This is a genomic window from Arthrobacter sp. YN (assembly GCF_002224285.1).
Lineage (GTDB): Bacteria > Actinomycetota > Actinomycetes > Actinomycetales > Micrococcaceae > Arthrobacter.
In genome coordinates this window covers 3,125,579-3,139,671 of the sequence record NZ_CP022436.1, presented here as the reverse complement: position 1 = coordinate 3,139,671, position 14,093 = coordinate 3,125,579, and the positions used below count along the sequence as shown (strand labels likewise).

Below are 14,093 nucleotides of genomic sequence, written 5' to 3'. Positions count from 1 at the left end.
CCGGGAGCTTCACATGACCACACCACTCAGCCAGGATCTTCTGCCTGCCGAACTGACCATGGGCACCGTCATGCTCAAGGTCGGCGACATGACGGTCATGAGCGACTACTATCAGCGTGCCCTTGGCCTCGACGTCGTCGCCGAGCAGGATGGCGGGCTCTATCTGGGGCGGGTCGGAAAGCCCGTGGTGCACCTTGCTCCGGCCTCCGGGCTCCAGATTCCAGGCCGCGGGGAGGCCGGCCTGTTCCACACGGCCATTCTGTTCCACGACCAGCCTTCATTGGCTGCCACCATCGCCACCGCCGCCGAGTACGAGCCCCGCGCGTTCGCGGGCAGCGCCGACCATCTGGTCAGCGAAGCGTTCTACTTTACCGATCCTGAAGGCAATGGCATTGAGCTCTACTACGACAAGCCGCGTGAACTCTGGCAGTGGGATGGCAAAAATGTGGTGATGGACAATGTTGCCTTGCCTCCGCAGCGATTCCTCCAGCAGCACCTGAGCGAAGCCGCGGTGACCGGACAGCGCGGGGCGGCGGCCGGAATCGGACACGTCCACCTGCAAGTGGGTGACGTCGCAACCGCCCAGCACTTCTACGTGGAAACCCTGGGCTTTGAGCGGACAGCGGGCTGGCATGGCCAGGCGTTGTTCGTTTCCGCCGGCGGCTACCACCACCACATGGCCATGAACGTGTGGAACAGCCGTGGCGCCGGGCCCCGCAAGGACACGCTGGGCCTGGGGGAAGTGCTCATTGAGGTCCCCAACGCCGACGACGTAGCGGCACTGGCGGATCGCTTGAAGATCGCGGGGGTGCAGAACCACCACACCGGCGCCGAACTTCAGTTCGAAGATCCGTGGCGGAACAAACTGCGGGTCGCCGTTCGCTAAGCAGCGCCACTCCTGCTGCGCGGGCACCCACCCGCTGCCCTGCCCACTCCTGCACTAGGCTGGGCAGTGACGGCACGGAACCAATCGGGTTTTGTGCCGCCGCCCCGTCAGCACGAAGGAATGAGAGTACTTTCCATGGGCTTTGCCGAAATTTTTGTAGCCACCCACGATGAAGCGCTCAAGAGGGCAGCGGCCCTGGATAAGGGCGCGGATGTCGCCGGCCCCGCCGTCAGGATTGACGGCATTACCGATTTCGAAGTGGAGCAGTTGGGTGACCTTGCCGGGCAGGCGGTCCACGCAGCCGGTGCTGACTACGAACTTGCCCTGGTTGATGTCACCAGTGATGCACTTCTGGGTGTCCCCGAAGCCATGGTGCGGGCACTGGCCGAGCTGTTGACGTACGAGAGCGAAGGCGAGGCAAATGTCCTCGATGACGTTGCTGCCGCCTGGGCTGCACAGGACGACATGCCCTTCGATGCGGACCAATCCCGCCAGTACGTCCAGCAGTTGGCTGCCTTGGCAACCGATGTTGAAAAGGCGGAGCGCTCCGGACTCTACGTCTGGTCCGAATAGCACCCCCGCCCGGTTGTGGGCGCACTTTGCATCCCTGCGGGTGAGCAACAACACACGGGCCCACGTGGCGTAAGTCGTATTTGCTCCGGGCATCTGGCACAATAGACAGGTACTCGATCGGTGCGGCCCCTCTCTCCGTGCTCGTATCTTGTCCTTCGAACCGTCCAGTATGGCCCGCCCCACGGGTGCAGAACGTCGGGTTCACCTCGTTTCAGAAACAGGAGTGACCACAAAAGTGGCCGTAAAGATTCGCCTTAAGCGCTTCGGTAAGATGCGCGCACCGTACTACCGCATTGTCGTCATGGATGCCCGCGCCAAGCGCGATGGCCGTGCCATTGAAGAAATCGGCAAGTACCACCCCACCGAAGAGCCGTCGTACATCGAGGTCGCTTCCGAGCGCGCCCAGTACTGGCTTTCCGTTGGCGCCCAGCCGACCGAGCAGGTTGCTGCGATCCTCAAGATCACCGGTGACTGGCAGAAGTTCAAGGGCCTCCCGGGCCAGGAAGGCACCCTGAAGACCAAAGCTCCGAAGGAAGCCTTCGTAGCACCGGAGAAGGGTTCCGTCATCATTCCGGAAGCCATCACCAAGAAGGCCAAGAAGGACGAAGCAGAAGCTCCGGCCGAGGCTGAAGCAGAGACCACCGAGGCTGAGTAAGTTGCTGGCAGAAGCGCTCGAGCACTTGGTCCGTGGGATCGTTGACAGCCCTGAGGATGTCAAGGTCAGTGCCAAGAACAACCGCCGCGGGGAATCCCTTGAGGTGCGTGTTCACCAGGAGGACCTCGGACGGGTGATCGGCCGCCAAGGACGCACCGCACGCGCATTGCGCACAGTGGTTGCAGCTTTGGCTGGTGGCGAGCAGGTCAGGGTCGACGTCGTCGACACCGACCGCCGCCGGTAACGCGCTCAGCACTGCTTGTCTTAGGTCCGGCCCCTTCACCGAATATGGTGGAGGGGCCGGATTGCTTTATCCACCATTTCATCACCGTGGCTGCCCGGCGGCGCGGTACACAAGAATTCAGAGGAACCCATGCAGCTCCAGGTGGCCCGGATCGGCAAACCCCATGGCATCCGCGGCGAGGTGACCGTCCAGGTACTCACCGACGCCCCTTCCGAGCGATTCGTCGCAGGAACCGAGTTCATTGTGGAACCGGCATCGGCTGGCCCGTTGACCATCCGCAGTGCCCGGTGGAACAAGGACATCCTGCTGCTGGGCTTCGACGAGATCGCCGACCGCAACGAAGCGGAAGTCATCCGTGGGGCGAAGCTCTTCATCGAGACCGAAGAGCTTGACGACGAAGACGACGACGAAGGCTGGTACGAGCACGAACTGGTCGGCCTCGAGGCGCGGGTTGGTTCGCAGGTTGTTGGCAAGGTGGCCGCCCTCAATACCATGCCCGTCCAGGACCTGCTGATGGTCAAGACGGACGACGGCAAGGAAATCCTGGTTCCCTTCGTCGAGGAGATCGTTCCCGAGGTCAATGTCGAGGACGGGTACATCCTGATCACCCCGCCGGCCGGCCTCTTCGAGGTCAACGACGACTCATCCGAGGAGCCCAAGGACGGCGCGGGGGATGAAGCCTGAATGAGGATTGATGTTGTCAGCATCTTCCCGGAGTACCTTGCACCGTTGGAGCTTTCGCTCATAGGGAAAGCCCGCCAGGACGGTCTGCTGGAACTCAACGTCCACGACTTGCGCGCGTTCACCACGGACAAGCACAGAACTGTGGACGACACGCCCTATGGTGGCGGCGCAGGGATGGTGATGAAGCCGGAACCGTGGGCCCAGGCCCTCGAATCAGTGGCCGGTGGCCGCGAAGACTCCAAGCCGGTACTTATTGTTCCGTCGCCGGCGGGGGAGCGGTTCAACCAGGCCCTCGCCTATGAGCTCGCCGAGGAAGAGCAGCTTGTCTTCGCCTGTGGACGGTATGAAGGCATTGACGAACGCGTCATCGACTGGGCGCAGGACCACTTCACTGTCCGGCCCGTCAGCCTCGGTGATTACGTGCTCAACGGCGGCGAAGTTGCCGTGCTGGCCATTGTCGAGGCCATCGGCCGGCTCCTTCCCGGCGTGGTGGGAAACCCTGAATCCCTGGTGGAAGAGTCCCATTCGGACGGCCTCCTGGAGTACCCCGTCTACACCAAGCCGTCCGCGTGGCGCGACCATGACGTCCCTGCTGTCCTGCTGAGCGGCAACCACGGAAAGATCGCCCAATGGCGGCGCCACGAGCAATTCCGGCGGACCGCAGAGCGCCGGCCGGACCTTTTGGAAGCATTCGACGCCGGTGCCTTGAGCCGCGCTGACCGCAACGCCCTCGCTGACCTCGGGTACGACGTCGTCGACGGTCGCTTGCGTCCCCGGCCCGGTGGCGACGCCGCAATCTGAGGTCCGCTGGCGCCGTCGGACGTTCAACAGTCCTGATAGTTGGCCCGATGGCAGCGCATATGGCAGAATTAACCCTTGTGTCTACTGGGCTGACACCTGCCACAGGGGGAGTTCAGCCAACAGTCGGACAACCCGGCCGCGCCAATCAGTGGCGGAGCCGGACACTAAGAAACTTCGGCGGAGATTTCCGGCGGCCATTCGTGCCCCGGGCTTGTCTGCCGTAACCCAAAGTGAATGACCTGTGGCGTTCACCAGGAGTGGATTAATGCATATCCTCGATAGCGTAGATGCAGCCTCGCTGCGTAACGATGTTCCTGAGTTCCGCGCGGGTGACACCCTCAAGGTTCACGTCAACATCATCGAAGGCAAGAACTCCCGTGTCCAGGTATTCCAGGGCTTCGTCCTGGGCCGCCAGGGTGACGGCGTTCGCGAAACCTTCACCGTGCGCAAGGTTTCCTTCGGTGTCGGCGTAGAGCGTACCTTCCCGGTACACTCCCCGATCATCGACAAGATCGAGGTCGTCACCAAGGGTGACGTCCGCCGCGCCAAGCTTTACTACATGCGCGCACTGCGCGGTAAGGCTGCGAAGATCAAGGAAAAGCGCGACTTCGCCAAGTAAGTCCTGCGACTTATGTAAACGGGTCCAGGATTCGTGCCCGGTTGTTCCGGAGCAATCCGCAACGCAACAGGGATACGAGTCATGGACACATCAGAACGCCAGCCCCGGAAACAGGGCTGGCGTTTTGTTTTCCTGGCGCTGGTCCTCGCTGTAGCCATCAGCGGACTGGTCCGGTCCTTGTGGCTGGACGTTTACTACATCCCGTCCGAATCCATGGAACCCCTCCTCGGGGCAGGGGACAGGATCCTGGTGTCACGGACAGCCTTTACCTCCGAGCCGATCCGCCGCGGTGACATCGTGGTCTTCGACGGCCGTGGCTCGTTCGCTCCGCTGAGCAGCGGCCAAGGCCCTTTTGTTGACGCCGTCTCGGCTGCAAGCCAGTGGTTTGGACTGACCGGCAGTGACACCACCTATGTCAAGCGGGTCATCGGCGTTGCAGGGGACCGGGTCCAATGCTGCGATTCCAGCGGCTACCTCACAGTCAACGGCCAGCCGGTTGAGGAACCCTATGTGTATCCAGGGGATGAACCCAGCAAGCAAAAATTCGACGTCGTGGTACCCGAGGGCCGCCTGTGGCTGATGGGCGACCATCGCTCTCGCTCTGCGGACTCCCGGGGACTGCTGGGTGCACCGGGTGGCGGCATGGTTCCTGTGGAACGCGTGATCGGACGACCGGTCCAGATCATCTGGCCACTTGATAGATTTGCAGAGATGCCTCGCTCTACGCAGGCCGAAACATCGAAGAACGGACAGTAGATGCCGGACAAAGCTCCAGAGAATCCCGAGCGGTACGACGACGACGCCCGGGTCTCGGACGGAACGGCACCTGCCGCCGGGGTGGATGCTTCGCGCCAACCCGACGACGCGTCAAGTGTTGCCGGCACTGCCGGCTCTGCCGGCTCTGCTGGCGACAACGGCAATCCAGGCGCCCGTGAATCCACGGGCGGTGCCCACGCAGTGGAGAAGCCCCGCAAAAACCCTGTGCTTGTCTGGGTCAAAGAGATTGTGACCGTGGTGGCCATCGCCTTGGTGCTGTCCTTCCTGCTCAAGACTTTTCTTTTCCGGGCGTTCTACATTCCGTCGGAATCCATGGAAAGTACCCTGGACGTCAACGACCGCATCTTCATCAACCTCCTGGTTCCTGAACCTTTCGCCCTGCAACGTGGCGATGTTGTGGTGTTCAAGGACTCCCAGAACTGGCTGACGCCGGTGGCCAAAGAGCCGGCCGGCCCCATGGACTGGGTGGGGGACGCGCTGGAGTTTGTGGGGTTGGCTGCCGACGACAATGAGCAGCACCTCGTCAAGCGTGTCATCGGGCTTCCCGGGGACCGGGTTTCCTGCTGCGATGCCCAGGGTCGTGTCAGTATTAATGGTGTGCCGTTGGATGAGACGTACATCAACCCGGCGGAGATACCGCAGCCGAATGCCTTCGACATCGTTGTTCCGGAGGGCAAGGTGTGGGTGATGGGCGATAACCGCAATCATTCCGCGGACTCACGGGCCCACCAGGAGAGCAACGGCGGCTTCATCAACATTGAAGACATTGAGGGCAGGGCCACTGTCATAGCCTGGCCCGTCAATCGCTGGACCTACCTCGACAACTTTCCGGACGTCTTCCGTGATGTCCCCGAAAGCATCCCGGCAAAGTAATGGCAACAACGGCTGCCGGCCCCACGGGCAAGACTCAGGTCAAAGTCCCGGCCAAGACCAAGAAGAAGGCCAAGCCCACCACCAAGGCCAAGAGCCCTGTGGGTTTCCCCACCCTTGACGTGGAGCGGTCCTTCCTGACGCCCGGCGTGCGGTTGCTGGCCGGTGTGGATGAGGTGGGCCGTGGCGCCCTGGCAGGACCCGTCAGTGTAGGGATTGCTGTGGTCAACCTCGAGGATCATGGCTTGTTGGCCGATGTGCGGGACAGCAAACTTCTCAAGCCCGAGGACCGTGACAGGCTGGAACCCTTGGTCCGCGAATGGGCGGTTGCCTCCGCCGTAGGGCACGCCTCGTCCAGGGAAATTGATGACATTGGCATTATTGCCGCCTTGCGCCTGGCAGGGACGCGTGCGTGGCTGGAGATCCTGGCCGGCGGAACCACGCCCGACGTCGTCCTCCTGGATGGCAGCCACAACTGGCTCTCCCCGGATGTTCAGGCTTCCCTCTTTGACGAGCCCACACCGGGACCTTGGTGCGAGGCTCCCGTACATACCCGTGTCAAAGCAGACATGAGCTGCCTCAGCGTTGCCGCCGCCAGCGTCCTGGCCAAAGTGGCCCGTGACCGCATCATGGTTGACCTCCATTCGGAGGTCCCTGCCTACGGGTGGAACGAGAACAAGGGATATGCCACCTCCGCCCACAGGGATGTGATCCGGCTCCAGGGGCCCAGCGCCTACCACCGGACCAGTTGGAACCTGACGGGGCCTGACGCCGGCTGACGGCACACCGCACAGTGCTGCGGCTCTGCTGTGGCTTGGGGGCGGGGACCGTGTGGCGCTGACTGTGGCGCGTGCCGCCCGGCAGATAGTGCAAGATGGAACTATGAGTGCCGAGGACCTTGAGAACTATGAAACCGACATGGAGCTGCAGCTCTACCGCGAGTACAGGGATGTTGTCGGTCTGTTCAGCTACGTCGTGGAAACTGAACGACGGTTCTACCTGGCCAATCATGTGGATTTACAGGCACGCAGCGCGGACGGTGAAGTCTACTTCGACCTGACCCTGCAGGATGCCTGGGTATGGGATGTTTACCGCTCAGCCCGTTTCGTGAAGAACGTCCGCGTGATCACGTTCAAGGACGTCAATGTTGAAGAACTGCCCCGCAGTGAAGACCTGTCCTTGCCCAAGGATGGCGGGCTCGGAGACTTGGGCGATCTCGGAAACTAGCTTCTGACTCTTCCTCCACAGCAGTGATCCAGGAGGGTTTACCCACATAGCATCGTGAGCCCCTGCCGCCCACCGCCGCCAGCCGGAAAGCTGGTAAGCGGAGGTGATGGTCATGAGAGCAAAAGACCTGCTGGGCCGGAGCGGCGAGGCCCTGGCGGCCGGTTTTCTGGAAAACCAGGGGATGCGGATCCTCGATCGTAATTGGCGATGCGCAGACGGTGAAATCGACATCGTCGCGATCGACGGAGACACCCTGGTGGTGGCTGAAGTCAAAACCCGCCGGAGCCTTGCCTACGGGCATCCTTTTGAAGCGGTGGGGACTGCCAAGTTGGCCCGGCTCCACCGCTTGGCTTCATGGTGGTGCCGGGAACATGAGCTGAAGGCACCCCGCAGACGCGTCGACGTCGTGTCGGTCATCGACGACGGCGTGGGCGAGCCTGAGCTTGACCACCTGCGGGGTGTGGGCTGAATGGGGGTGGGGCGCAGCTACTGCGTTGCCCTGGTGGGCCTCAACGGCTACATCGTGGAGGTTGAAGCCGATATCGGCCAGACGCTTCCGAACTTTGTCATTCTGGGCCTGCCGGACGCTGCACTGAATGAAGCCAAGGAACGAATCCGGTCGGCTGCCCAAAACTCCGGGATACCGCTGAGCCGGCGAAAGATCACAGCCAACCTGATTCCGGCGTCCCTCCCAAAACGGGGCTCCGGCTTTGACCTGGCGATCACCATGGCGGTTCTTTGCGCAGCCAACGACGTCCGTTCCATCGGCGGGACGGTCTTCATCGCGGAACTGGGCTTGGACGGTCGGTTGCGGCCGGTCCGGGGCATTCTGCCGGCGGTGATGGCGGCCGTTCAGGCTGGCTATCCGGACATCGTGGTAGCTGACTCAAACGCCGCGGAGGCTTCCTTGGTACCGGGGGCGAACGTCCGCGGGTACAAGACGCTCGCCAGGCTTGCGTTCGACTTCGGGGCCGACCCCAAGGAGTTGGCCCTCGACTACGACCCCGGGGACTGCTGCGTCCCTGACGACGACGACGGCGACCATGCCATGGTGCCGGACCTCTGCGACGTGTCGGGCCAAGGCGAGGCGCGCCGGGCCCTTGAAGTCGCCGCCGCCGGCGGCCACCACATGTTGCTGACAGGGCCGCCGGGTGCTGGAAAAACAATGCTGGCGGAGCGTCTGCCCGGACTGCTCCCGGATTTGGCAGATAACGCTGCGATGGAGGTGACGGCCATCCATTCGTTGGCCGCCGTGCAATCATCGGCCGTTCGGCTGATCCGTAGGCCGCCTTTCGAGAACCCGCATCACAGTGCCACAGCTGCGGCCATCATTGGCGGTGGATCCGGGCTCCCGCGCCCGGGTGCTGCCTCCCGGGCGCATCGCGGTGTGTTGTTCCTGGACGAAGCCCCGGAGTATGAGCGCCGAGTGCTCGATGCGCTCCGGCAGCCGCTGGAGAGTGGGGAACTGGTCATTCACCGCTCGGCAGGAACGGCGGCATACCCAGCCCGTTTCCAACTCATCCTTGCTGCCAACCCTTGCCCGTGCGGGAAGGCGTCAGGCAAGGGTATGGACTGCACATGTACTGCCATGATGCGGCGGCGGTACTTCGGGAGGATGTCGGGCCCGCTGCTGGACCGGGTAGACATCCAGCTCCAGGTTGAACGGGTCTCCTTGGCGGATTTCGGTCAAGCAGGACGGGAAGAGGACACAGGCGCTGTAGCGGCCCGGGTATTGACAGCGAGGGAAGCCCAGTTGGATCGGCTGCGGGAATTGGGGCTTGAAACGAACTCTCAAGTTCCAGGACGCACCTTGCGAGGCGAACTAAGGCTGTCGTCGGGGACCACCCGGATCCTGGACACCGCATTGGAACGAGGCACGTTGACTGCCCGCGGTTACGATCGCGTCCTTCGGTTGGCATGGACGCTCGCCGACCTGGGACACGGCGGGACACCGGATGTTGACCACATCGGCCAGGCGCTCGTGCTGCGACAAGCGGCGGGTGCGACATGACAGACATTGAATCGAAGGGAAGCAATCCAGTGGCAGCAATGGGGATGCAGGACAAAGAACGGATTGCGCGGGCAGCACTTGCCCGGCTCATGGAGCCGCAGGACTCCGTGGGGCTCGCCTTGGTACGGGCTCTCGGGGCGGTTGATGCCCTGGGCGTGGCCACCGGGGAACTGGCGACAGGTCCCACCGTGGAGCAGGAGGTGTCCGCCCTGCTGGTTGAGGCCGGGGGACCGTCCACGTGGGTGGGGCTCCCGGCTACTCTCCGGAGATGGGCGCCGCGCGTTGGTGACCTCGCCCCGGAACGCGACCTTGAAACCATGCGTCGCCTGGGTGGGCGCTTGATCATTCCCGGGGATGAGTTATGGCCGGAGCAACTGGAGGACCTTGGACTCCAGGAACCGCTCTGTTTGTGGTGGCGGGGCCAGGAGCAGCCGCTGCCGCCCTTGGGTCGAACCATTGCCTTGGTGGGGTCAAGAGACAGTACGAGTTATGGTGCGTCCGTTACGGGAGATTTCGCGTATGGCTTGGCGCAGCGTGGCTACGCGGTGATCTCCGGAGGGGCCTATGGCATCGATGCCCATGCGCACCGTGGGGCGCTCAGTGGTGGGGGAGCCGGGCTGCCCACCATTGCCGTGATGGCCGGCGGTGTGGACCGCTTCTACCCCTCCGGCAACGAGGACCTGCTTCGGGCTGTCGCCACCCAGGGGGCTGTCATCTCGGAGGTGCCGCCTGGGTCAGCCCCTACCCGGTACCGGTTCCTGCAGCGGAACAGGATCATTGCCGCGCTGGCATCCGTCACCGTCGTGGTGGAGGCTCGTTGGCGCTCCGGTGCACTTAACACTGCTCATCATGCTGAATCGATCGGCAGGGTTGTTGCGACAGTTCCGGGATCCATTCACAGCGCCAACTCGGCAGGTTGCCACCGCCTGCTGCGGGACGGAGGAGCTGTCTGCGTCACTGACGTGGGCGAGATTGCAGAACTGGCCGGGGCGATCGGAGAATCCACCAGTGAGGAAAAAAGCGCCGACACGTCAGTGCACGATGGCTTGTCGCTGGAAGATCTCATTCTTCTGGATGCTCTGCCCCTCCGATCCACCAGTTCAGTGGAGAAGCTGACCGTGGTGGCGGGCCTGAGCCCGGATGCTGTGCGTGCAGGCCTCGGTCGGCTGGGACTCATGGGATTGGCCAGCTCGGAACGTGGCGCCTGGAAACGGGCCAAAAACACCTGAGCAGGATTGGAAACATGTTGATCCGACCTGTTGGTGCCCGATGCTGGCACAGTGGGACGTGTGAACGGACAATCACTGCCATCATCGATGCTCAGCGCCCTTGCTGGCTTTCGCCGCTACCTGGAGGGTGAACGGGCGAGGTCGGCGCACACTGTGCGTGCTTATCTTGCAGATGTGGAGAGCCTCCTCGGTTTTGCCGTGCAGGAAGGTATCGAAGAGCTCGGCCAGCTCGAGCTGGGTTCCCTGCGTCGCTGGCTGGGTGCGCAAAGTGAAGCGGGCATGGCCCGGGCGACCCTGGCCCGCCGGGCTGCCACGGCCAGGTCTTTCACCGCCTGGGCCCTGCGGGAGGAACTCATTGCCACAGACCCGGCGATCCGGCTTCAGGCACCCAAACGGGACAAATCTCTGCCAGGAGTCCTTCAGCAGCAGCAGGTAACCCGGATGGTGGATGACCTGAATACGGCAGCCTCAGAAGGAGGCCCCATGGCTGTTCGCAACCGGGCCATGGTGGAGCTCCTGTACGCCACCGGAGTTCGCGTTGGAGAACTTGCCGGCCTGGATATTGATGACCTCGACCCGGACCGGCGGACTCTCCGGGTCCTGGGCAAGGGAAACAAGGAGCGGACTGTCCCGTATGGGGTCCCGGCAGCTGTGGCAGTCGATGACTGGCTTCGTCGGGGACGTCCTGCAGTGGTCACCCCCAGCAGCGGACCGGCCCTCTTTTTGGGCGTACGGGGCAACCGGGTTGATCCACGCCAGATCCGGGCCGTTGTCAGCGAGTTGCTGCAAGCTTTGGGCGATACGTCGGCCACGGGACCGCATGCGCTCAGGCACAGCGCGGCAACCCACCTTTTGGACGGGGGAGCGGACCTGCGCGCCGTCCAGGAAATTCTAGGACACAGCAGCCTGGCGACCACGCAGATTTATACCCATGTGTCCGTGGACCGGCTGAGGAAAAGCTATCAGCAGGCGCACCCCAGGGCTTGAGCAGGACCGCTCATGAGCCGCACTGGCGGAAACCGGCGCCGTACGGCAAAATAAGAGCACCACGGGGAAACCTTCAATTCACAGTTGAGGGTTATCCTTATGCCAAGATCGTCAGTAGCACTTCACATAACTGAATAGCCTGTCAGGGCCCACAGAGTTTTCATGGCATCCGGCAGCAACAGCAAACATCCAGGCAGAGGTCGTTGGGGAAGACGTACCTACAGCTATGGAGGATGGAATGTCTGTTGCAACAACCCGCGGTGTCCTGTTTGTGCACTCGGCCCCTACGGCACTTTGCCCGCACGTTGAGTGGGCCATTGGATCGGTCGTGGACAAGCGGACCGATCTTGAGTGGACCCCTCAACCTGCTGCGCCTGGAATGTTCCGGGCGGAGTTGTCGTGGACGGGAACGCCCGGCACGGGGGCGCAGTTGGCGTCGGCCCTTCGGGGCTGGGCCCACTTGCGTTATGAGGTCACCGAAGAACCGAGCCAGGGAGTGGACGGAGCCCGTTGGTCCCACACCCCGGAGCTTGGAATTTTCCATGCCGTCACCGACGTCCATGGCAACATCATGGTTACCGAGGACCGCATCCGCTATGCCTATGAATCAGGTGCAGGTGACCCCTCAGCTGTCTACCACGAGTTGTCCCTGGCGCTGGGTGAGGCGTGGGACGAGGAACTCGAACCCTTCCGGCATGCAGCAGAGGGCGCTCCGGTTCGCTGGTTGCACCAGGTCGGTTAGCGGAGCAGCACCAGGTAAGCGGACCGCACAAAGTCCGCCGGCCGCATCCAACAAGAAGCAGCGTCTTCCATAGCAGTGAGAAGGGCCCCACCTGGTGGTGGGGCCCTTCTCATGTTTCAACCAAGCTTCGATAAAGGAGCGTGCTCCAAGTGCGGTCAGACGTTCCTGACCGCAATGACGGCGTTGTGTCCGCCGAAGCCGAAGGAGTTGCTCAGTGCCACGATGTCGCCGCTGGGAAGATCGCGGACGGACGTCACGACGTCGAGGGGGATCTCGGGATCCTGGTTTTCGAGGTTGATGGTCACTGGGGCCTTGCGCTCGTAGACCGCCAGCACGGTCAATACTGCTTCAACGGCCCCTGAAGCGCCCAGGAGGTGGCCCATCTGCGACTTGGTGGCAGAGACCGCCACGTTGTCTACGTGGGTCCCCAGAGCAGCACGCAGCGCCGTGTACTCGGGCTTGTCACCGACAGGAGTCGACGTGGCATGTGCGTTGACGTGGACCACGTCCTCGGCCTGGATGCGGCCATCGAACATTGCCGCCTTCAGAGCGCGGGTAGCACCAAGGCCTTCGGGGTCCGGTGCGGTGATGTGGTAAGCATCCGCTGTGACGGACGTTCCGGCCAGTTCGGCATAGATCCGGGCGCCACGGGCAATGGCGTGTTCCTCGGCCTCAAGGACCAGTGCGCCGGCACCTTCACCCATGACGAAACCGTCGCGGTCGGTGTCGTACGGGCGGGAGGCACGCTCCGGCTCGTCGTTGCGGCGGGACAATGCCTGCATGGAGGAGAACGCGGCCAACGGCATCGGGTGGATGGCAGCTTCAGCGCCACCGCACACAACGACGTCTGCTTTGCCGGAGCGGATCAGGTCCAGGCCGAGGTGGAGGGCTTCGGTGCCGGACGCACACGCCGAAACGGGGGTGTGCGCTCCGGCGCGGGCGCCGAGGTCGAGGCTGACCGCTGCGGCCACGCCGTTGGGCATGAGCATGGGAACGGTCATGGGCAGGACCCGGCGCGGGCCCTTGTCCCTGAGCGTGTCCCAAGCATCCAGGAGGGTCCAAACACCGCCGATGCCCGTGGCGAAGGCTACTGCCAGACGGTCGTGGTCTATCTCTTCGATACCGGAGTCGGACCAGGCTTCACGTGCGGCGATGACACCAAACTGCGTGGATGGGTCCATGCGCTTGGCCTCGACGCGGTTCAGAACCTCAAGTGCCGGCGTGGAGCACCGGGCAGCAAAGTGAACGGGGAGGTCGTATTTGGCCACCCACTCGTCTTCGAGCGTGCGGGCGCCGGAGACCCCTTTCAGCGCGTTCTGCCACATTGTGGGTACGTCGCCGCCGATGGGAGTGGTGGCCCCCAGACCGGTTATGACTACTTTGCGTGCCATGCGATCACTCTCTGTCGGATCAGCCATCCCTCCTGCAGCTTTCACAAGGGGAGGCAAAAAAATCTTTGGGTGGTATTGCGGCTGTGCCGGGCGCAAGGACGATAATCCCGGCCCGGCACAGCTGGTGTCAGGACTAGGCCTGTGCGTTGGCGATGAAGCTGACGGCGTCGCCGACGGTCTTGAGGTTCTTGACCTCTTCGTCCGGAATGCGGACGCCGAACTTCTCTTCAGCGTTGACGACGATGGTCATCATGGAGATGGAGTCGATGTCCAGGTCCTCGGTGAAGGACTTGTCGAGCTCTACGGCTTCGGTGGCGAGGCCCGTCTCTTCGTTGACGATTTCAGCCAGGCCGGCCAGGATTTCTTCGTTGCTAGCCATTGTTGGCTCCTTTTCTTG

The 14,093-nt window shown here is 62.9% G+C and carries 18 protein-coding genes; 16 read left to right on the top strand and 2 right to left on the bottom strand.

Going from position 1 to position 14,093, the window contains the following annotated elements; all coding sequences use genetic code 11:
- Positions 1–13 precede the first annotated feature (13 nt).
- From CGK93_RS14415 to CGK93_RS14340, 16 genes are all read left to right on the top strand, one after another.
- The gene (locus CGK93_RS14415) at positions 14–886 is read left to right on the top strand and encodes a VOC family protein (RefSeq protein ID WP_089595427.1); all 873 of its coding nucleotides are present in this window, start codon (positions 14–16) and stop codon (positions 884–886) included.
- 135 nt (positions 887–1,021) lie between these two features.
- A complete protein-coding gene (locus tag CGK93_RS14410; RefSeq protein WP_198318229.1) occupies positions 1,022–1,459 on the top strand; it encodes a hypothetical protein in 438 nt (145 codons plus the stop codon).
- Positions 1,460–1,694: 235 nt separating this feature from the next.
- Entirely contained in the window at positions 1,695–2,114 is a 420-nt protein-coding gene (rpsP, locus tag CGK93_RS14405) for a 30S ribosomal protein S16 (RefSeq protein ID WP_017199647.1), read from the top strand.
- A 1-nt stretch (position 2,115) separates the two neighbouring features.
- A complete protein-coding gene (locus tag CGK93_RS14400) occupies positions 2,116–2,358 on the top strand; it encodes an RNA-binding protein (RefSeq protein WP_011775119.1) in 243 nt (80 codons plus the stop codon).
- Positions 2,359–2,487: 129 nt separating this feature from the next.
- On the top strand, positions 2,488–3,042 hold the full coding sequence (rimM, locus tag CGK93_RS14395) for a ribosome maturation factor RimM (protein WP_089595426.1): 555 nt from the start codon (positions 2,488–2,490) through the stop codon (positions 3,040–3,042).
- Positions 3,043–3,843, top strand: coding sequence for a tRNA (guanosine(37)-N1)-methyltransferase TrmD (gene trmD / locus CGK93_RS14390; RefSeq protein WP_089595425.1), 801 nt, complete (start codon positions 3,043–3,045; stop codon positions 3,841–3,843).
- A gap of 265 nt (positions 3,844–4,108) precedes the next feature.
- Positions 4,109–4,462, top strand: coding sequence for a 50S ribosomal protein L19 (gene rplS / locus CGK93_RS14385; RefSeq protein WP_014922079.1), 354 nt, complete (start codon positions 4,109–4,111; stop codon positions 4,460–4,462).
- An 81-nt stretch (positions 4,463–4,543) separates the two neighbouring features.
- Positions 4,544–5,218, top strand: coding sequence for a signal peptidase I (gene lepB, locus CGK93_RS14380; protein WP_089595424.1), 675 nt, complete (start codon positions 4,544–4,546; stop codon positions 5,216–5,218).
- Positions 5,219–6,112: a signal peptidase I gene (lepB, locus tag CGK93_RS14375; protein ID WP_089595423.1), complete on the top strand. Its 894-nt coding sequence runs from the start codon at positions 5,219–5,221 to the stop codon at positions 6,110–6,112. It begins immediately after the preceding gene.
- Positions 6,112–6,888 (top strand): ribonuclease HII, encoded by a 777-nt coding sequence (locus CGK93_RS14370; protein ID WP_089595422.1) that lies wholly within the window; start codon positions 6,112–6,114, stop codon positions 6,886–6,888. Before lepB (CGK93_RS14375) ends, CGK93_RS14370 begins: the two co-directional genes overlap by 1 nt.
- Positions 6,889–6,991: 103 nt before the next feature.
- Complete coding sequence (locus tag CGK93_RS14365; RefSeq protein ID WP_089595421.1) at positions 6,992–7,336, top strand: DUF2469 domain-containing protein; 345 nt, start codon at positions 6,992–6,994, stop codon at positions 7,334–7,336.
- A gap of 103 nt (positions 7,337–7,439) precedes the next feature.
- Positions 7,440–7,805, top strand: coding sequence for a YraN family protein (locus CGK93_RS14360; RefSeq protein WP_198318228.1), 366 nt, complete (start codon positions 7,440–7,442; stop codon positions 7,803–7,805).
- Complete coding sequence (locus tag CGK93_RS14355; RefSeq protein WP_089595420.1) at positions 7,806–9,347, top strand: YifB family Mg chelatase-like AAA ATPase; 1,542 nt, start codon at positions 7,806–7,808, stop codon at positions 9,345–9,347. It begins immediately after the preceding gene.
- The gene (dprA, locus tag CGK93_RS14350) at positions 9,344–10,576 is read left to right on the top strand and encodes a DNA-processing protein DprA (protein ID WP_089595419.1); all 1,233 of its coding nucleotides are present in this window, start codon (positions 9,344–9,346) and stop codon (positions 10,574–10,576) included. Before CGK93_RS14355 ends, dprA begins: the two co-directional genes overlap by 4 nt.
- Before the next feature lie 87 nt (positions 10,577–10,663).
- A complete protein-coding gene (locus CGK93_RS14345; RefSeq protein ID WP_198318475.1) occupies positions 10,664–11,563 on the top strand; it encodes a tyrosine recombinase XerC in 900 nt (299 codons plus the stop codon).
- A gap of 238 nt (positions 11,564–11,801) precedes the next feature.
- A complete protein-coding gene (locus CGK93_RS14340) occupies positions 11,802–12,305 on the top strand; it encodes a DUF3145 domain-containing protein (RefSeq protein ID WP_026005636.1) in 504 nt (167 codons plus the stop codon).
- Between the two features lie 155 nt (positions 12,306–12,460).
- On the opposite strand, the gene CGK93_RS14335 is transcribed toward CGK93_RS14340, so the two are convergent.
- Together CGK93_RS14335 and CGK93_RS14330 are read right to left on the bottom strand one after the other, a co-directional pair.
- Positions 12,461–13,696, bottom strand: a complete 1,236-nt coding sequence (locus tag CGK93_RS14335; RefSeq protein ID WP_089597463.1) for a beta-ketoacyl-[acyl-carrier-protein] synthase family protein — start codon at positions 13,694–13,696, stop codon at positions 12,461–12,463.
- A gap of 133 nt (positions 13,697–13,829) precedes the next feature.
- Positions 13,830–14,075 (bottom strand): acyl carrier protein, encoded by a 246-nt coding sequence (locus CGK93_RS14330; RefSeq protein ID WP_011692310.1) that lies wholly within the window; start codon positions 14,073–14,075, stop codon positions 13,830–13,832.
- Between the last annotated feature and the right edge of the window lie 18 nt (positions 14,076–14,093).